We start from the raw sequence: 18,151 nt of genomic DNA, 5'->3' as shown, positions 1-18,151 counted from the left end.
GTCGCTGCGCTCCACCCTTGACCGACCGGCCCGACCCGGAAACTTCGAGGACAGACGGGAACCCCCCAAAGAACGGTCACCGGTGTCCGAGAGGCCATGCGGGCCCATCAGAGATGCAGGTGCCCGCCTCCCCGAGGGGCCGGCCCATCCCCGTCACGGCCCCCGGCCAGCGGTGGGGCGCGGGTCGGGCCCTACCCGCACCGGGCAGCGCCCAGATGCACATCGGCATCCGGGGCGCGTCAGATCGCTACGCGCTCCTCACGTCTCAGCGTCCGACGCCCCTCCGGGGCTGGTAATAGGCCGCCCACGACCGTTGGTTGCCTGAGGTCGGTGTGCGGCGAGCGGTGGGTCAGTTCGTGACCAGGGCCATGATGAAGCCGTCGTAGCCCTTGCTGCCGACGGTCTGCAGGGCGGTGGCGGTCAGTTGCGGGTGTTCCGCGATGAGTTCGGTGAAGCGGCGGACGCCCTGTACGCGGGGGTCGGAGCTGGTGGAGTCGACCACGGCACCGTCGCGGACGACGTTGTCACCGATGATGACGCTGCCGGGGCGGGTGAGCTTGAGGGCCCATTCGAGGTACTGGGGATTGGACGGCTTGTCCGCGTCGATGAACACCAGGTCGAACGGGGCGACGTCCGTGAGCTCCGGGAGGAGGTCGATGGCCCGGCCGCGACGGATGTCGACGACCTGCTCAAGCCCGGCGCGTGCGATGTTCGAGGCGGCGACGTCGGCGCAGTGTTCGTCGACTTCCAATGTGACCAACTGCCCTCCTTCGGGAAGGGCACGGGCGAGCCAGATGGTGCTGTAACCGCCCAGGGTGCCGATCTCCAGGATGGTGCGGGCCCCACGGATCCTGGCGAGGAGGTGGAGGAGCTTTCCCTGGTTCGGAGCGACCTGGTGGGCCGGCATCCCCGCCGCCTCGCTGTCCGCTGCGGCGGCAGTCAAGACCTCGTCCTCCGCGACCAACAACCCGTCGAAGTAGGCGTCGACGGCCGTCCAGGTCTGCTGACTCACTGGGGTCCCCTTTCATCGCACTGCATTCCCAAAGGGAACTTACATCAGAACAGGCTTCCTTCAACAGTTCGTTGTACGTCCTCCCAGCCCCGGACGGGCGTCGGACGCTGAGACGTGAGGAGCGCGTAGCGATCTGACGCGCCCCGGATGCCGATGCGCTTCTGGGCGCTGCCCGGTGCGGGTAGGGCCCGACCCGCGCCCCCACCGCTGGCCGGGGGCCGTGACGGGGATGGGCTGCCGGCCCCTTGGGGAGGCGGGCACCTGCATCTCTGATGGGCCCGCATGGCCTCTCGGACACCGGTGACCGTTCTTTTGGGGGGTTCCCGTCTGTCCTCGAAGTTTCCGGGTCGGGCCGGTCGGTCAAGGGTGGAGCGCAGCGACATCGCGAAGCGACGCGACGAGGGAGCGCCCTTGAGGGACCGGCCCGACCCGGAAGACGATGGGACGGACGGGAAACCCCCAGCCCCTCCCTGATCCCGCCCGAGGGCAGCAACCCGCCCGAAGCCACCGCCCACATCCCTGATCCCGCCCAGCGGGGACCCCGCCCCACCCCGAAGCCCCCGACCAGCCCCACCTCACCCCGGTCGCCGAGAGCCCCAGTCCTCCGCCGCCTCCAGTTGCGCTGCCAGCCCGAGCAAGGTCGGCTCCGATTCCGACGGGCCCAGAAGCTGTGCCCCCAGGGGCAGTCCGTCGGTCGTGAAGCCCGCCGGGATGTTCACCCCCGGCCAGCCCAGGACGTTCCACGTCCACGCGTACGGGCAGGCCGCGATCATCGCCCGGTCCGTGGCCATCGCCCCCAGCCCGGCCAGTGCCCCGATCCGCAGGGGCGGTGTGGCCGTCGTCGGGGTCAGGACCACGTCGAAGCGGCCGAAGATCTCGCCGACCCGCCGCCGCAGTACCGACTCCGCCCGGCGCGCGGCCCGCAGCGGCAGGCCGCCCAGGATCCGGCCCGTCCGTACGGCCTCGTGCGTGCGCGGGTCCAGCAGCGCGGGATCCGGCACCCGGGCCGCCCAGTCCCGTACCCCGCTGGTCGCCCGGGGGACGAAAGTCAGGCCGATCGGGCCGTAGCGCGGGTCCTCCGGAACCACTTCGTGGCCCAGCGACTCCAGCCGCCCGGCCAGCCGCTCCACCGCCGAACGGACCTCGGGATCAAGCGACTTGGGGGTCGCCGTGAAGGGCATGGCGAACGAGAGGGCGATCCGCAGCCGACGGGGGGTGCGGCGGGCCGCCTCGACCGCCGAGATACGGGCCGGGCGGTGCAGGTCCTCGGGGTGCGGACCGCTCGCGGCGTCCAGCAGGAGCGCGGCGTCGGCGACCGTGCGGGCCAGTACGCCGTTGACGGTGAGCCCGTGGAACGACTCGGGCTCCGGCCAGGTGGAGATGCGTCCGCGCTGCGGCTTGACGCCCACCAGGTGGGTCCACGCCGCGGGGATCCGCACGGAGCCCGCTCCGTCGGACCCGAGCGCCGCCGGGACCAGCCCCGCCGCCACGGCGGCCGCCGAGCCGCCCGAGGAACCTCCGGGCGTGTAGGCGGGGTTCCAGGGGTTGCGGGTCCGCCCGAAGGCGTGCCCCTCGGTGAAGGGCCACTGGCCCAGCTCCGGCGTCTGGGTCTTGCCGACGATCACCGCGCCGGCCGCACGCAGCCTTCGTACCGCTTCGCTGTCGGCGGTCTTGGGCGCGAAGTTCCCGGCGCAGCCGAAGGAGGTCGCCTCGCCCGTCACGTCCATGTCGTCCTTGACGGCGAGCGGGACGCCCAGCAGCGGCAGCCGCTCGCCCGCGGCCAGCCGCCGGTCCGCCGCGTGCGCCTCGGCCAGGGCGGCCTCGGTGCGTATGGTCCGGAAGGCGTTGAGCTCCGGCTGGGCGGCCGCGATCCGCCCCAGCGACTGCTCGGTCAACTGCCGTGCCGTGACGCTGCCTTCGGCGAGCGCGGCCGCCATCTCCACCAGGCCCGAGGGTCCGGCGGTGCCGGACGCGGCCCTCGTGGCCGCCGAGACCGCTGACACCGAAGAACCCGGGACCGAAGAATCTGACACCGCGACCAACTCCCCCATTACCGACCGGTAGGAAGACGGTAAGGGGGAGTGGTGGTGGGTGACTAGATCCAGTCCTCCAGCGAGGCCATGAACCCGTCGAAAACGGCCGCCGAGGCCTTGCCGCGGGCGCCCATCGGCACCCGGTCGGCGAAGCCGGGCAGCAGCAGCGCCGGTACGGCGGCGAGTCCGCCGCCGAGGATCCAGGGGTTGCGTCGTCCGCTGCGGTCGGACAGGGCTCCGGCGACCGGGTTGAAGACCGTCGCGAAGACCGCCGAGACCCCCGTGATCAGGCCGAAGTTCGCGACGTTGTTCGCCGGGTCGATGTCTTCCACCTGCAGCGCGAGCAGCACGTCGGCGACTCCGACGTAGAGCGCGTACATGGCGCTGTTGCCGACGGGCAGCAGCGGGAGCAGGCCGGGTCCGGGGCCGGAGGAGGCGGACGTGTCGTTGGCGGCGGCGGCGGTGCCGGCGCCGGGGGAGGAAAGGGCCACAGTGCCCTCCTGGGCAGATGCGAGCGGATGAGGGTGGAGTGCGGGGGTGTGGCTGAGCTGGGGAGACCGGGGAACGGGTGGACGAAAGGGCGGACCAGGGGTGCGCGCCGCCGTGTCGCGACGGCGGGGGTGCGACGCAGCGCGACAGGGCGACGGCACGTCGGGACTCGACCGGACATGACCGGCGGCATACCTGGCGAGGCAGGCGTGACACCTGGGTTACACGTGTCATTGAATCGTGTAATCGCTGTCCGGCATTCGTTTCTGGCCATCCGCCAGCCCCCGGGCGCAACCGTTCTGGAAAGATGCCACGGCAATGTCACAGTCATCGAAGTCGCCGAAGCAGCCCGCACCGGCCTCCGGGTCTCACACGCCGCCGCCTCCCGTGCCGACCAGCGCCGACGTGGCCCGCCGCGCGGGCGTGTCGCGCGCGACGGTCTCGTACGTCCTGAACAACGCGGAAGCCGTACGCATCAGCGAGCCGACCCGCCGCAAGGTCCGCGAGGCCGCCGAGGAGCTCGGGTACGTGCCGCACGCGGCCGCCCGCAGCCTTCGCGCGGGACACACCCGGATCGTGCTGCTGCCCATCTCGCACGTGCCGATCGGCCCGCTGTACAGCACCTTCCTCAATGAGCTCCAGTGGGCGCTGCGCCGCCTCGACTACACCGTCGTCCAGTACGGGAGCCTCGGCCTGGGCGGCGACGAGGCCGTGCGCGCCTGGGCGGAGCTGCGTCCGGTGGCGGTGATCTCGCTGGGCGAGATCACGCTCTCGGCGCGCAACGTCGCCACTCTCAAGCGGGCCGGGGCCCGCGCGGTGATAACGATGGGCCCGGTCGGCGTGCCGGGGGCGCACGCCCTGGTCATGAACCAGGAGGAGGTCGGCGCCCGGGCCGCCGCCCATCTGGTCGCGCGCGGCCGGCGGCGGATCGGAGTGATCGTGCCCGAGGAGGACGGGCTCGAACTGTTCTCCGCGCCCCGTCTGGCAGGAGCCCGCTCGGTGACTGGTGCCGGTGCCGACGCGGGCGTCCAGGTCGAGGCCCTCCCGATGGCCTACTCCGAGGAGTCGGCCGCGGCGCTCGCGGCCCGCTGGCGCGGGCTCGGGCTCGACGCGGTGTTCGCGTACAACGACGAGTACGCGATGCTGCTGATGCGCGCCTTCCAGGACGAGGGGCTGCGCATCCCCGAGGACGTCGCCGTCATCGGCGCCGACGACCTGCTCATCGGGCGGCTGCTGCGGCCCCGGCTGAGTACGGTGCAGATCGAGATGCCGACCGGTGACCACCTGGCGTCGCTGGTGGACCGCGCGGTGCGGGAGCCGTCGGAGATCACGGAGCGGCACGACCTGATGGCCGCCGCGGCCGTCCACCGGGAGTCGACCTGACGGTCCCGGGATCCCGCCGGGCCCGGACGCCGGGCCCGGGCCGGACCCGGCGCCCGGGCCCGGGGGCCGTTGACAGGCGGTGACCTGCGGACGGAGACTGCGGGCGCGCCCCACCGGGCGCGCCCGGCGGCGTTTGCGGTGCCCACACAGGCAGCGTTGCGCCACCGCCCGTACGGATCCGCCCAGGAGCGACCCCATGAGCATCCGCACCGTCCGCGACGTCTACGTCGTCGACGCCGTCCGCACCCCGATCGGCAAGTTCGGCGGGGCCTTCGCCGGGGTCCGGCCGGACGACCTCGCCGCGCACGTGGTGCGCGCGCTGGTGGACCGTACGCCCGACCTGGACCCGGCGCGCATCGACGACGTCGTCTTCGGCGACGCCAACGGCGCCGGTGAGGACAACCGCGACGTCGCGCGGATGGCCGTGCTGCTGGCCGGGCTCCCGGTCAGCGTCCCCGGGGTCACCGTCAACCGGCTCTGCGGATCCGGCCTCGAAGCCGTGATCCAGGCCGCCCGCGCCATCGCGCTCGGCGACGCCTCCGTCGCCATCGCGGGCGGCGTCGAGTCGATGACCCGTGCGCCCTGGGTGGTGCAGAAGCCCGAACGGACCTTCCCCGCGGCCCACCAGCAGATGTGGTCCACCACGCTCGGCTGGCGGATGACCAACCCGCGCATGCCCGCGGAGTGGACCGGCTCGCTCGGCGAGGGCGCCGAACTGGTGGCCGACAAGCACGGCATCACCCGCGAGGCGCAGGACGCCTTCGCCCTGGAGAGCCACCGCAAGGCCGCGGCCGCCTGGGCCGCCGGGCTGTACGACGACGAGGTCGTGCCGTACGCGGGTGCGGACCTGGTACGGGACGAGTGCATCCGGGAGGGTTCCACGCCCGAGGCGCTGGCCCGGCTCAAGCCCGCCTTCCGGACGGACGGAAGCGGCACGGTCACCGCGGGCAACGCCTCGCCGCTCAACGACGGTGCCGCCGCACTGCTGTTGACGGACGAGGCGGGGCTGGCCGCCACCGGTAGGGAGCCGCTCGCGCGGATCAGTGCTTCCGCCGTCACCGGGATCGAGCCGCAGCTCTTCGGCCTGGGCCCGGTGGACGCCGTCCAGCGGGCACTGGGCAAGGCCGGCCGGGGCTTCGCCGATCTCACCACCTTCGAGCTCAACGAAGCTTTCGCCGCACAGGCGTTGGGCTGCCTCGCGTCCTGGCCGGAGCTCGACCCGGCCGTGGTCAACCCGCGTGGCGGGGCCATCGCGATCGGTCACCCGCTCGGTGCGTCGGGGGCCAGGCTGGCCGGTTCGGTCGCGCACCAGCTGGCGGCGGCGGGCTCCGGTACCGGCATGGCGGCGCTGTGCATCGGGGTGGGGCAGGGCATCGCGCTCGTCCTGGAGCGCTGAACCGACCGCCGCAATAAGGCGGTCGATCGTTTCCGGACACCGTCCACCTCCAACTGCCCAATAACTGAACAGAAGTGGTGTCTCCGGTCTGGCACGATGGCGCGTGCTGCCGCCCCCCGCCCCGACCATCCCCACCGGAGGCCCCGCGCCATGCCGCTTCTCGATCCGACGCTCTGGCAGGACGGACCCACCCTCACCGGCGGCGCCGCCGCGGTCGTCGAACCCGCCACCGGCCGTACCCTCGCCACCGTCGACCTGGCCGCCCCCGCCGACGTGGCGGACGCCGCCCTACGGGCCCAGGCCGCGCAGCACGACTGGGCGCGCGCCACCCACCTGGAGCGCGCGGCCGTGCTGCGCCGCGCCGGGGACCTGTTCGCCGCGCACGCCGGGGAACTGCGGGAGTGGCTGGTGCGGGAGTCCGGTTCGATACCGGGCAAGGCCGACTTCGAGCTGCACGTCGCCGCGCAGGAGTGCTACGAGGCCGCCGCTCTGGCCTCGCGCCCCACCGGGCAGGTGCTGCCGAGCGAGGCGCCCCGGCTGTCCTTCACCCGGCGGGTGCCGGCCGGGGTGGTCGGGGTCGTGGCCCCGTTCAACGCCCCGCTGATCCTCGCGAGCCGCTCGGTCGCGCCCGCGCTGGCCCTCGGCAACGCGGTGCTGCTCAAGCCGGACCGGCGCACCGCCGTCTGCGGCGGCCTGGCCCTGGCCGCCGTGTTCGCCGAGGCCGGTCTGCCGGGCGGGCTGCTGCAGGTCCTGCCGGGGGGCGCCGAGACCGGGGCCGCGGTGGTCGCCGACCCCCGGGTGCGGGTGGTGTCCTTCACCGGATCCACCGCCGCGGGCCGGTCGGTCGCGGAGCTGGCGGGCCGTCATCTCACCCGCGCCCACCTGGAGTTGGGCGGGAACTCGGCCCTCGTCGTGCTCCGCGACGCCGATGTCGAGGCCGCCGTGGCCCAGGCTTCCTGGGGTTCCTTCTTCCACCAGGGCCAGATCTGCATGACCGCCGGACGCCACCTCGTCCACGCCTCGCTCTACGACGAGTACGTGGAGCGCCTCGCCGTGCGCGCCGAGGCGCTGGCCGTGGGGGACCCGTACCGCGAGCAGGTCCACCTGGGCCCGCTGATCGACCGGGCCCAGGTGGAGCGCGTACACGCCCTGGTGGAGGCCAGCACCGGGCAGGGCGCCAAGCTCGTCGCGGGCGGTACCCACCGGGACCTCTTCTACCGCCCGACGGTGCTGGCCGGCGTCGCCGACGACACGCCCGCCTACGCGGAGGAGGTCTTCGGCCCGGTCGCGCCCGTACGCTCCTTCGCGACGGAGGAGGAGGCGGTGGCCCTGGCCTCGGCGGGTCCGTACGGTCTCTCCCTCGGGATCGTGACCAGGGACGCGGCGCGCGGGCTGGACCTGGCCGAACGCATCCCGACCGGGATCGCGCACGTCAACGACCAGACGGTCAACGACGAGGCCGTCGCCCCGTTCGGCGGTGTGGGTGCCTCCGGCACCGGTGCCCGTTTCGGGGGCGAGGCGAACCTGGACGCCTTCACGGAACTGCGCTGGACCACGACCCGCGCCATCCCCGCGGGTCACCCCTTCTAGGAATGCCGACGGCAGGTCGTTCGTTCAAGGATCAGAAGGCTCAATCAGGAGGTCTGGAAACCGTGGCTACAGTCGAGCTCACCAAGGAAAACTTCGACCAGACGGTCAGCGAGAACCCGTTCGTGCTGATCGATTTCTGGGCGGGCTGGTGCCGGCCGTGCCTGCAGTTCGCCCCGGTCTACGAGAAGGCCTCGGAGGCCAACCCCGACCTCGTCTTCGCCAAGGTGGACACCGAGGCGCAGCAGGAGCTGGCGGGTGCTTTCCAGATCACCTCGATCCCGACCCTGATGATCGTCCGGGACCAGGTGGCCATCTTCGCCCAGCCCGGCGCCCTGCCGGAGGCTGCGCTGACGGACCTCATCGGGCAGGCCCGCGCCCTCGACATGGACGAGGTGCGCGCGAAGATCGCCGCCGAGCAGAAGGGTGCCCAGGACGCCGGAGCGCAGGACACGGGCACGCCGGAGGCCTGATTGCGTGACGCCGCCCCCGGCGGGCGGTGACACTGATCCGCATGACTGAAGCCGTGGAGTACGACGTCGTGGTGCTCGGCGGGGGACCGGCGGGCGAGAACATCGTCGACCGGACCCGCGCCGCCGGGCTGAGTACCGCCCTCGTGGAGAGCGAGCTCGTGGGCGGTGAGTGCTCGTACTGGGCCTGCGTCCCGAGCAAGGCGCTGCTGCGCCCGGTGCTCGCCCGGGCCGACGCGCGCCGGGTGCCGGGGCTGGCGGCGGCCGCGGCGGGGCCGCTGGACTCGGCGGCGGTGTTCGCGCACCGCGACTACTGGACCGGGAACTGGAAGGACGAGGGCCAGATCGACTGGCTCGACTCGATCGGTGCCCATGTGTACCGGGGCCACGGCAGGCTCGACGGGGTCCGCAAGGTCGCCGTCGCCGGCCCCGAGGGCGAGCACCACGTGCTGTCCGCCCGCCACGCGGTGGTGATCGCCACGGGAACCCGGGCGGTGGTCCCCGACGTGCCGGGGCTCGCCGGGGCCCGGCCCTGGACGAGCCGGGAGGCGACCTCCGCGCAGGAGGTGCCCGGCAGGCTGCTGATCGTGGGCGGTTCCGTGGTCGCCGCCGAGATGGCCACGGCGTGGCAGGGCCTCGGCTCGCAGGTCACCGTACTCGTGCGCGGCCCGCGGCTGCTGCCGCGGATGGAGTCCTTCGCGGGCGAGCTGGTCGCCGACGCGCTGCGCGAGGCGGGCGTGGTGGTCCGTACGGGTGTGGCCGTCGAGGCGGTCGTACGGAACGGCTCCACCGGGCCCGTCACGGTGGTGCTGGAGGGCGGCGAGATGCTGGAGGGCGACGAACTGCTGATGGCGACGGGCCGTTCGCCGCGGACCGATGACATCGGGCTGGACACCGTCGGGCTGCCCGCGGGGGAGTGGATCGGGGTCGACGACAGCTGCCGGGTGCCGGGGCACGACTGGCTGTACGCCGTCGGAGACGTGAACCACCGAGCGCTCCTGACCCACCAGGGCAAGTACCAGGCCCGGATGGCGGGGGCCGCCATCGCCGCCCGCGCGGCGGGCACGGCCCCGCTCGACACCGGACCCTGGGGTGCGCACGTCGCGACCGCCGACACGCGGGCCGTCCCGCAGGTGGTCTTCACCGACCCGGAGGCCGCCGCGGTGGGCCTCAGCCTGGCCGAGGCCGAACGGGCGGGGCACCGGGTGCGCGCCGTCGACTACGACCTGTCCAAGGTCTCCGGCGCCGGTCTGTACGCCGACGGCTATCGCGGCCGGGCCCGGATGGTCGTCGACCTGGAGCGCGAGGTCCTCCTCGGGGCCACCTTCGTCGGCCCGGGCGCCGCCGAGCTGCTCCACGCGGCGACGGTCGCGGTGGCGGGGGAGGTGCCGATCGCGCGGCTGTGGCACGCGGTCCCGGCCTTCCCCACGATCAGTGAGATCTGGCTGCGCCTGCTGGAGACGTACCGGGTGTAGGAGTCAGGAGGTGGAGGCCTTCAGGATCCGCCCCGATACCGCCAGAGTGACGCGACGGGGCGTCAGGGCGGAGGCGAGGGTGGAGATGCGGTTGCCGAGGCCGGCGACGATGCTGGGCGGGGTCTTGCGGCGTTCCAGCGCGCGGCGCGTGGCGGTCACGACCTGCTCAGGGGTGGCCATCCGGCCGACGGCTGCGTTGCGGCTGCCGACGACGTCGAAGAACTCGGTGCCGACCGGGCCCGGTGATACGGCGAGCACCCGCAGCGGAGAGGTGCGTGTCTCGTAGCCGACGGCCTCGGTGAAGCTGAGCACGAAGGCCTTGGTGGCGCCGTAGATCGCCATCGCGGGGGTCGGCTGGTAGGCCGCGGCGCTTGCGACGGTGACCAGGGCGCCACGGCCGTCGGCCGCCAGATCGGGCAGGAACGTCCGGGTGAGCTCGGTGACGGCTACGACGTTGAGCTGGATCATCTCGTTGATCTGCGACACGTCCTGGCGGACGAAGGGGCCGTAGCTGCCGAAGCCGGCGTTGTTGATGAGGGTGTGGACCGGGATCCCGCGGGCGTCGAGCTCCGCGCGCAGTGCGGCCGCGGCACCCGGCCGGGCGAGGTCGGCGGCGATCGCGTGGGCGTTGACGCCGTATCGCTTCTCCAGGCTCGTCGCGAGCTCTTCGAGCCGGTCGAGGCGCCTGGCGACGAGTACGACGTCCGCGCCGCGCTCGGCCCACTGGCGGGCGAACTCGACACCGAGACCGGCGCTCGCCCCGGTGATCAGGGCCACGGTCCCCTGGTATGTCATAGGCATGGTCGTCTGCTCCGTTTCCACGCGTTGGTGATAATCGAATGTAGGCGGCGTCATCATTGTAGTCAATGCCAACATAGCGAGAAGGGTGACCGCCTTGACCGAGGGGTCCTACCACCACGGCAACCTCAGGGCCGCTCTACTGGAGCGCGCGGAGGCCGTCCTCACCGAGTCGGGCGTGGACGGCCTGTCCCTGCGGGCCCTGGCGCGCGATCTGGGCGTGAGCCACGCCGCGCCGTCCCGTCACTTCCGTGACCGGCAGGCGCTACTGGATGCCCTCGCCGTCAGCGGCTTCACCCGGCTGAACGAGCGTCTGCGGACCGCGGCCGAAGTCCCCGGCCCCGTTACGGCGCGCCTGGCCGAACTGGGACGGGCGTACGTGGACTTCGCCGTCACCCATGCGCCCCTGCTGAACCTGATGTTCACGGCCAAGCACGCCGACGACTCCAGCGCGGAACTGAAGGAGCTCGGGCACCGGAGCCTGGACACCACCGCCGAGCTCATCGCGCAGGCGCAGCGGGAGGGCGGCGCCGTGCGCGCGGGCGACCCCGCCCGCCTCGCCCAAGTCGCCTTCTCCACCCTGCACGGCCTGGCGACGCTGGCCCTTGGATCCCTCCTCGACGACACCCCTCTGCCGGAGGCGACCGAGCTCGCCCTCGACGTGCTGCTGACCGGCCTGGGGCTCAGCCGGTGACGGGGCGTGAGGTCCGTGAAGTGCCGGAGCGTCCCATGTGGGCGAAGCCGCGGGAGCGCGGGCACCTGACGTGAACCGCCTGGATAAATGATCTCCGCGATGTGTTGAATGTGGCGTACGCACGTGTGGACCAGAGACGAAAGAGGCATCGCCCGTGATCGTGATCGCCCACCTCAGCGACATCCACCTCGACGGCGGCCCGCGGGCAGCCGACCGAACCCGCGCCGTCATGGAATACCTCGACGCCCTGCCCTACGACCTTGACGCGGTTCTGGTGAGCGGGGACATAGCCGACCACGCCGCCCCCGCCGAGTACGAGGAGGCCGCCAAGCTGCTGGCTTCGCGGCATCCCGTGGTCGTCTGCCCCGGCAACCACGACGAGCGGGCCGCCTTCCGGCAGGGGCTGTTGGGGGAGGGGACCGACGTTTCCGCGGCTCCGGTCGACCAGGTGCTGCGCGGGAACGGCTTCGTGCTCGCCGTGTGCGACTCGTCCGTCCCCGGCGAACACCACGGCCTGCTGGAGGAGTCCACGGTGGCCTGGCTGGACGGCGTACTGTCCGACACCCCGCGCGACACGCCGGTACTGGTCGCCTTCCACCACCCTCCGGTCCCGCTGCACACCCCGTACGTCGACGGGATCCGGCAGTTCGGCGAGGAGCGGCTCGCGGCGCTCACCGAACGGCACCCGCACCTCACCGCGTTCCTGTGCGGGCACGCCCACACCGCGGCCGCCACCACCTTCGCCGGCCACCCGCTGCTGGTGGCGCCCGGTGTGGTCTCCACCCTCCGGCTCCCCTGGGAGATCCAGGCGGGGCCCGACCACCACGTCCACCTCGACGAGCCGCCTGCCGTCGCGTTCCACGTGCTGGGCGAGGACGGGCGGCTGACCACCCACTACCGTGTGGTCGTCGCCCGCCGGTAGCAACTGCCGTCCCGGGTGCGGGTGAGACGGCCCGAGGTGATCAGATAGCGCCGCAGTGCCGAGCAGTCCTCGTGCACCGTGCGCAGCGCGTCGTTCACCTCGGGCTCCGTGTACTCGCGGTCCACCGCGAACAGCGTTTCGGTGAGGTGGGCGAGCAGTTGCTCGCGCCGGGCCGCCTTGCGGGGGATGGCGACGAGGCGCCCGCCGGAGAAGAGGTCGGAGACGTCCCGCCGTGCCGGGGAGGGGGACTGCTGGTGTTCGGTGCTCTGTGACATGTCCGCGAGCTTCACCCGCCGCCCTCCCGCGGGGCAACGCAATTTCCGGCTCGGAGCAACTCGACGGAACAAAAAGTGACGGTCATTCATCTTACTGAGTGGTAGTCCCGCCAGTACCCTCCCCCGTGACCGGTACCTGCCCCCCACGGAGGAGCACGTATGCGACGTCCCACCGCTCGCCTGAGAACCGCCGTCGCCACCGGGCTGATCGCCCTCGCCGCGGCCCTGCTCTCCCCCCTCGCACCCGCGTCCGCCGCCGCACCCGGCGACCCCGTACCGCTCCCCGTCGCCGACTACTGCGGCGGCCAGTGCTCGGACATCCTGCCCCCCGGCCAGAACGGCAACGCCACCCTCGCGCAGATCCTCCTGCACAAGGCGTTCGGCACGATGCCCGCCCACACCTCGGACCAACTGGCGCGCTACGACTCCCTGGTGGCCGGCTACCCCGGCCTCACCGACGCCAAGGTCAACGACTTCTTCAACACCGCCGCCTTCGGCGTGCCGGCCGACCAGGTCGAGTCCACCGCCAGCCCGCGCCCCGACGTCACCATCACCCGCGACAAGAAGACCGGCGTCCCCCACGTCAAGGGCACCACCCGCTACGGCACTTCCTTCGGCGCGGGCTACGCCGCCGCCCAGGACCGGCTCTGGCAGATGGACCTCTTCCGGCACGTGGGGCGCGGCGACCTGACCCCCTTCGCGGGCGGCGCCCTCGCCAACCAGGGCCTGGAGCAGCAGTTCTGGCCGCAGGCCCCGTACACCGAGGTCGACCTCCAGGCCCAGGTGGACCGGATCCGCACCACCGAGGGCGAGCGCGGACGCCTGGCGATGGAGGACGCGCAGGCCTACGTCGACGGCATCAACCTTTACCGCACCCAGTCCAAGAACGGGCGCTACTTCCCCGGCGAGTACGTCCTCACCGGCCACATCGACTCCGTCACCAACGCCGGTGAGATCCAGCCCTTCAAGATCACCGACCTGATCGCCCTGGCTTCCGTCGTCGGCGGCCTGTTCGGCGGAGGGGGCGGCGGCGAGGTGCAGGCCGCGCTGTCCCTGCTGTCCGCGCAGCAGAAGTACGGGCTGGAGGAGGGCACCCGGGTCTGGGAGTCCTTCCGCCAGCGCAACGACCCCGAGGCCGTGCTCACCGTCCACGACGGTACGAGCTTCCCGTACGCCCGGAAGCCCGCGAACCCGCAGGGCACCGCCCTCCCGGACGCCGGCTCCGTGGTCCCCGAGCAGCTCGTGTACGACCGTACGGGCGCCGCGACCGCCGAAGAGGCCGCAGACCCGCCCAAGCCGGTGAAGCAGAGCATGTCCAACGCCCTGCTCGTCTCCGGAGCCCACACCGCGAGCGGCCACCCGCTCGCCGTCTTCGGACCGCAGACCGGCTACCTGGCGCCCCAGCTCCTGATGCTCCAGGAACTCCAGGGCCCCGGCATCAGCGCCCGCGGCGCCTCCTTCGCGGGCGTCAGCATGTACGTGCAGCTCGGGCGCGGCCAGGACTACGCGTGGAGCGCCACCTCCGCCGGGCAGGACATCACCGACACCTTCGCCGTCGAGCTGTGCGAGCCCGGCGGCGGGGCGCCGACGAAGGCGAGCACCTCGTACCTCTACCGCGGTACCTGCACCCCCATGGAGAAGCTGGAGCACACCAACGCCTGGAAGAAGTCCGTCGCCGACCCGACCCCCGACGGCTCCTACCGGATGCAGGTCCGGCGCACGAACTACGGCATCGTCACCCACCGCGCCACCGTCGCCGGCAAGCCCGTCGCCTACACCGCGCTGCGTTCCACCTACCGCCACGAGGCCGACTCGATCATCGGCTTCCAGATGCTGAACGACCCCTCCTACGTCAAGGACGCCCGCACCTTCCAGCAGGCGGCCGAGCACATCGGCTACGCCTTCAACTGGTTCTACGCCGACTCGCGCGAAGCCGCCTACTACAACAGCGGGCTGAACCCCGTCCGTGCGGCGGGCGTGGACGCGGCCCTGCCCGTGCACGCCGCGCAGGCGTACGAGTGGCAGGGCTTCGACCCGGCCGCGAACACCGCCGCCTACACCCCGCCCGCCGAGCATCCGCAGTCCATCGGCCAGGACTACTACGTCAGTTGGAACAACAAGCAGGCCAAGGACTACAGCGCGGCCGGCTTCGGGATGGGCGCCGTCCACCGCGGTGACCTCCTCGACCGCCGGGTGAAGCCGCTCGTCGCTGCGGGCGCGGTGACCCGGGCCAAGCTCACCCAGGCCATGGCCGAGGCCGCCGTCACCGACCTGCGCGCCGAGAACCTGCTGCCCGAGCTCCTCGCCGTCCTGCGCAGCGCGCCCAGCGCGGATCCGGCCGTGACCGCGGCGATCGACAAGCTGGCCGCGTGGCAGGCGAGCGGCGCGAAGCGCAAGGAGACCGCCCAGGGCTCGAAGACGTACGCGCACGCGGACGCCGTCCGGATCATGGACGCCTGGTGGCCGCTGCTGATCGAAGCCGAGTTCAAGCCGGGCCTCGGCGCCCCGCTGTACGACGCCCTGCGCGCCTCGCTGACCGTCGACGAGCCGCCCAACGCGGGTCACGGGCCGACGGGTTCGCATGCCGGGTCGGCCTTCCAGTACGGCTGGTGGAGCTACGCGGACGAGGACCTGCGCATGGTCCTGGGGCGGCCGGTGGCCGATCCGCCGTCCCAGGTGTACTGCGGCGGCGGCTCGCTCGACGCGTGCCGCGAGGCCATGACCGCCACGCTGAAGCAGGCGGCCGCCGCCACCCCCGCGGCCGTGTACCCGGCGGACGGGACCTGCGCGGCGGGCAACCAGTGGTGCGCGGACTCGATCGTGCAGAGGCCGGTCGGCGGGCTGAGCCATCCGCAGATCAACTGGCAGAACAGGCCCACGTACCAGCAGGTCGTGGAGTTCCCCGCCCACCGCTGAGCGCTCGTACGCACGAACGGCCCGCCGGGCTCCGAGGGAGACCGGCGGGCTTCGGCGTGCGCGGGGTGGTGGTCAGGGGCCGACGGTGATCTGCTGCGCCGGGTCGGTGGTGTCGCTGACCAGGTAGACGGCGTTGAAGGTGGACGTGGTCGCGCTCGTCGGGCAGCCGAACCCGCCGGTGACCGTGACCGGCACCGATGCGTTGGTGAAGGTCAGACTCGACGGGGCGCCGTTCGTCCAGCTCCCGGGCACGTTGGCGGAGGTCGCCGGGGCGGCGGTCACCGTACAGGTGGCCAGGCCGGTGGTGTGCACGACGAGTCCGCCGACCGGCACGGTCATGGTGGCGGTGGCCGGGGCGCCGTTCTGCATCGACACCGACCAGGAGCCGCTGGTGGTGACCGTGGGGGTCACGCCCCACATGCTGGAGGTGCACGAGGTGTACGTGGGCGGCGAGATCGGCGAGGAGACCGCCCCGGCCGGGTTGGTGTTGCCGGGGGCGGCCGGCACCGTACCGGTGGCGACGGAGACCGTACAGGTCACCGTCACCGACCCGGCCTTGAAGGTGGCCTTCCCGCTGAGGGTGGCCTTGAAGGAGTCCCCGGCCGGGGTGACGGTGGTCGACCCGGCCAGCGGTAAGGGCGCGGCGGAGGCGGTGACCGAGGCCGCCGACAGGCCTGCTGCGGCGGCCATCCCGAGGGCGAGAGCGGTGCGCGTACGGCTCATGGCTGTGCTCCTTGGGGATCGGAGTGCGGCGTGGGGACCGCGGGGGAGGGAGCGGGGACGGGGGTGGGGACGGGAGCGGGGGCGGGGGCGGCGGACGGCTGCCAGGCGAACATCAGGCCGCCGCCGAGAATGCCGAGCAGGGTGCCGATCAGGAAGCCGCCCAGGTTCGACAGGACCAGGGCGGCGGTTGCGATCAACGTGGTGAGGACGCCGGCCAGGCTCCGCTGCGGGGGCGCGAACCAGGCGGTGAGCCCGAGCACGATCATGACGATGCCCATCAGGACGGACGGGATCCCCGCCACGCCCTGCTGGAGCATGATCTTCAGTGGCGCCAGCGGCAGGACGCAGATCCACGCGCCGGCCAGGACCGCGAACAGCCCGCCCCAGAACGGTCGGCTGCGCCGCCAACGCCGCCAGCGGGTCAGAAGCATTCCTTCTTGCCCTTGCTGATGTTCATGCTGAGCCCGGACAGCTTGAAGGTACCGGCGTTTGTCGCCCACGCCGTCTGCTGCAGATCGGTGATGCTGACCCTGTCCGCCTGCTGGCCGAAGAGGTCCTGCATCCCCTGTGCGTCGGCCGGCCCCTTGTCGAGGGTCGAGGCGTCGCGGCCGATCTCGATGTTGGTGAAGACCGCGTCACCGGCGAGCTGCGTCGCGTCGACGAACAGGTTGCTCGCCTCCACGGGCTTCTTCTGCCCGGCCGTGAGGTTGAGCGAGATGTCCCCGATCACCGGGAGCGTGGTGACCACCGACTGGCACAGGCTGTTGAGCTTGGCCTCCTTGATGGCGGTGACCGCCACCGGGATGAGCTCCTCGCGGGCGTTGACGTCGACGCTGCCGTACTGCGCGAAGCCCTCGCCCTCCAGGCTCTTCGCCGACACCTTGAACTGCTGTCCCGAGACGGCGAAGGAGGCGGCGAGCGCGCCTTGCGCGAGGGCGATGCCGAGGCCGGCGGTGACGGCGACGGCGGGGACGGTCAGGACCGCGAAGCGACGCCAGCGGACGCGGCCGTCGACGGGTCCGGGAGCGACGGGAGTGCCGGGAGCACCGGGGTCGCCGGGGGATTCGGGTAACTTGGGGGAATCTGCCATGAGATCGTCCCTTAACTTCGGCTGTGCACCGTTGTTACCGACGAGTTGAATGTAAGAGTGCCAATGGAGGTTGGCAAGGTTGTGCGAGCGCGCCCTTTCGGCCGACTCCTACTGCTCCGTACGGAGCAGTTCGGCGACCTCCGCGTCCACCCGGCGTGCCATCGCCCGCGCGAACTCCGTGGCCACGACCTCACCCGCCACCGGCCTCAATGCCGTCACCGCCGCCGTGATGTGCTCCAGCTGCATGGCCGAAAGTCGCTCCAGCCCCTGCGCACCGATCACATGCCGCCGGAACAGTCCGACGAACCGGTCCGCGAGCGCCGCCGCCTGCACCTGTACGAAATCCCCGGCGTCGAGGATCTCGGTCAGCGGCACCCCCTGCCGAACCAGCGCCAGCGTCGCGTCCAGCAGCCGTCGGCTCGGGTAGGTGACCAGGTCCCCGTCGACCGTCACGTACCCCAACTCGGCCGCCCGACGGGTGTCTTCGGCGGTGGCCGTGGGGCCGAACAGCTCCCGCAGCTCGGCCCGGGTCATCGTGACCGGCTCCTCGTGTACCCAGTCCCGGGTCATCTCCCGTTCCAGGCCCAGCAGTTGCGACAGGCCGCCGCCGTCCTCCCAGGCGTGCAGGAGCTCGGCGATGCCGTTGACGGTGTAGCCGCGCCCCAGCAGGTCGCTGATCAGCCGCAGCCGCGTCAGGTGGTCCTCGGAGTACCAGGCGATCCGGCCCTCCCGGCGCGGCGGAGGCAGCAGCCCGCGCTCCTGGTAGTAGCGCAGGTTGCGTACCTTGACGCCGGCCGCGCGGGCCACGTCCTCCCGGCGGTACCGCCCGCCGCCGCTCTCGTCCCCCACCTGGCTGCTCACGCGGCCGAGTGTAGGTCTTACCGGCAG

At 72.4% G+C, this 18,151-nt stretch carries 17 protein-coding genes; 8 read left to right on the top strand and 9 right to left on the bottom strand.

Annotated elements, in window-relative coordinates:
- Window positions 1-349 precede the first annotated feature (349 nt).
- The 3 genes from ACFYOB_RS21180 to ACFYOB_RS21170 all read right to left on the bottom strand — a co-directional run bounded on the left by ACFYOB_RS21180 (window position 350) and on the right by ACFYOB_RS21170 (window position 3,536).
- Complete coding sequence (locus ACFYOB_RS21180) at window positions 350-1,012, bottom strand: O-methyltransferase (RefSeq protein ID WP_388561575.1); 663 nt, start codon at window positions 1,010-1,012, stop codon at window positions 350-352.
- Between the two features lie 575 nt (window positions 1,013-1,587).
- Window positions 1,588-2,949: an amidase gene (locus ACFYOB_RS21175; RefSeq protein ID WP_388561960.1), complete on the bottom strand. Its 1,362-nt coding sequence runs from the start codon at window positions 2,947-2,949 to the stop codon at window positions 1,588-1,590.
- Between the two features lie 158 nt (window positions 2,950-3,107).
- Entirely contained in the window at window positions 3,108-3,536 is a 429-nt protein-coding gene (locus tag ACFYOB_RS21170; RefSeq protein ID WP_388561573.1) for a hypothetical protein, read from the bottom strand.
- 316 nt (window positions 3,537-3,852) lie between these two features.
- Here ACFYOB_RS21170 and ACFYOB_RS21165 point away from each other — a divergent pair, with 316 nt between their 5' ends.
- The 5 genes from ACFYOB_RS21165 to ACFYOB_RS21145 all read left to right on the top strand — a co-directional run bounded on the left by ACFYOB_RS21165 (window position 3,853) and on the right by ACFYOB_RS21145 (window position 9,845).
- On the top strand, window positions 3,853-4,917 hold the full coding sequence (locus tag ACFYOB_RS21165) for a LacI family DNA-binding transcriptional regulator (RefSeq protein WP_388561571.1): 1,065 nt from the start codon (window positions 3,853-3,855) through the stop codon (window positions 4,915-4,917).
- Window positions 4,918-5,113: 196 nt separating this feature from the next.
- Window positions 5,114-6,313: a thiolase family protein gene (locus ACFYOB_RS21160; protein ID WP_388561569.1), complete on the top strand. Its 1,200-nt coding sequence runs from the start codon at window positions 5,114-5,116 to the stop codon at window positions 6,311-6,313.
- A gap of 150 nt (window positions 6,314-6,463) precedes the next feature.
- A complete protein-coding gene (locus ACFYOB_RS21155; RefSeq protein ID WP_388561567.1) occupies window positions 6,464-7,903 on the top strand; it encodes an aldehyde dehydrogenase family protein in 1,440 nt (479 codons plus the stop codon).
- Window positions 7,904-7,965: 62 nt separating this feature from the next.
- Window positions 7,966-8,373: a thioredoxin family protein gene (locus ACFYOB_RS21150; RefSeq protein WP_388561565.1), complete on the top strand. Its 408-nt coding sequence runs from the start codon at window positions 7,966-7,968 to the stop codon at window positions 8,371-8,373.
- A 41-nt stretch (window positions 8,374-8,414) separates the two neighbouring features.
- The gene (locus ACFYOB_RS21145) at window positions 8,415-9,845 is read left to right on the top strand and encodes a dihydrolipoyl dehydrogenase family protein (protein ID WP_388561563.1); all 1,431 of its coding nucleotides are present in this window, start codon (window positions 8,415-8,417) and stop codon (window positions 9,843-9,845) included.
- Window positions 9,846-9,848: 3 nt separating this feature from the next.
- On the opposite strand, the gene ACFYOB_RS21140 is transcribed toward ACFYOB_RS21145, so the two are convergent.
- A complete protein-coding gene (locus ACFYOB_RS21140) occupies window positions 9,849-10,646 on the bottom strand; it encodes an SDR family NAD(P)-dependent oxidoreductase (protein WP_388561561.1) in 798 nt (265 codons plus the stop codon).
- A gap of 94 nt (window positions 10,647-10,740) precedes the next feature.
- Here ACFYOB_RS21140 and ACFYOB_RS21135 point away from each other — a divergent pair, with 94 nt between their 5' ends.
- Together ACFYOB_RS21135 and ACFYOB_RS21130 are read left to right on the top strand one after the other, a co-directional pair.
- On the top strand, window positions 10,741-11,337 hold the full coding sequence (locus tag ACFYOB_RS21135; RefSeq protein ID WP_388561958.1) for a TetR/AcrR family transcriptional regulator: 597 nt from the start codon (window positions 10,741-10,743) through the stop codon (window positions 11,335-11,337).
- 154 nt (window positions 11,338-11,491) lie between these two features.
- The gene (locus tag ACFYOB_RS21130; protein ID WP_388561559.1) at window positions 11,492-12,259 is read left to right on the top strand and encodes a metallophosphoesterase; all 768 of its coding nucleotides are present in this window, start codon (window positions 11,492-11,494) and stop codon (window positions 12,257-12,259) included.
- On the opposite strand, the gene ACFYOB_RS21125 is transcribed toward ACFYOB_RS21130, so the two are convergent.
- A complete protein-coding gene (locus ACFYOB_RS21125) occupies window positions 12,232-12,534 on the bottom strand; it encodes a DUF2087 domain-containing protein (RefSeq protein WP_388561557.1) in 303 nt (100 codons plus the stop codon). The two genes, ACFYOB_RS21130 and ACFYOB_RS21125, sit on opposite strands and share 28 nt — an antisense overlap.
- A 159-nt stretch (window positions 12,535-12,693) precedes the next feature.
- On the opposite strand from ACFYOB_RS21125, the gene ACFYOB_RS21120 reads away from it, so the two are divergent.
- Window positions 12,694-15,450 (top strand): penicillin acylase family protein, encoded by a 2,757-nt coding sequence (locus tag ACFYOB_RS21120; RefSeq protein ID WP_388561555.1) that lies wholly within the window; start codon window positions 12,694-12,696, stop codon window positions 15,448-15,450.
- 72 nt (window positions 15,451-15,522) lie between these two features.
- Here ACFYOB_RS21120 and ACFYOB_RS21115 read toward each other — a convergent pair whose 3' ends face one another.
- From ACFYOB_RS21115 to ACFYOB_RS21100, 4 genes are all read right to left on the bottom strand, one after another.
- Window positions 15,523-16,173 carry a hypothetical protein gene (locus ACFYOB_RS21115; RefSeq protein WP_388561553.1) on the bottom strand — a complete coding sequence of 217 codons (651 nt, stop codon included), beginning with the start codon at window positions 16,171-16,173 and terminating at the stop codon, window positions 15,523-15,525.
- Window positions 16,170-16,604, bottom strand: coding sequence for a DUF6114 domain-containing protein (locus tag ACFYOB_RS21110; RefSeq protein WP_388561551.1), 435 nt, complete (start codon window positions 16,602-16,604; stop codon window positions 16,170-16,172). Before ACFYOB_RS21110 ends, ACFYOB_RS21115 begins: the two co-directional genes overlap by 4 nt.
- Window positions 16,595-17,152: a DUF6230 family protein gene (locus tag ACFYOB_RS21105; RefSeq protein WP_388561956.1), complete on the bottom strand. Its 558-nt coding sequence runs from the start codon at window positions 17,150-17,152 to the stop codon at window positions 16,595-16,597. Before ACFYOB_RS21105 ends, ACFYOB_RS21110 begins: the two co-directional genes overlap by 10 nt.
- A 219-nt stretch (window positions 17,153-17,371) precedes the next feature.
- Window positions 17,372-18,124: a MerR family transcriptional regulator gene (locus tag ACFYOB_RS21100; protein WP_388561548.1), complete on the bottom strand. Its 753-nt coding sequence runs from the start codon at window positions 18,122-18,124 to the stop codon at window positions 17,372-17,374.
- Window positions 18,125-18,151: the final 27 nt, after the last annotated feature.

Source organism: Streptomyces sp. NPDC006463 (genome assembly GCF_042870715.1).
Lineage (GTDB): Bacteria > Actinomycetota > Actinomycetes > Streptomycetales > Streptomycetaceae > Streptomyces.
The sequence above is the reverse complement of the archived record's forward strand: the minus strand, read 5'-3'. Positions and strand labels throughout refer to the sequence as shown.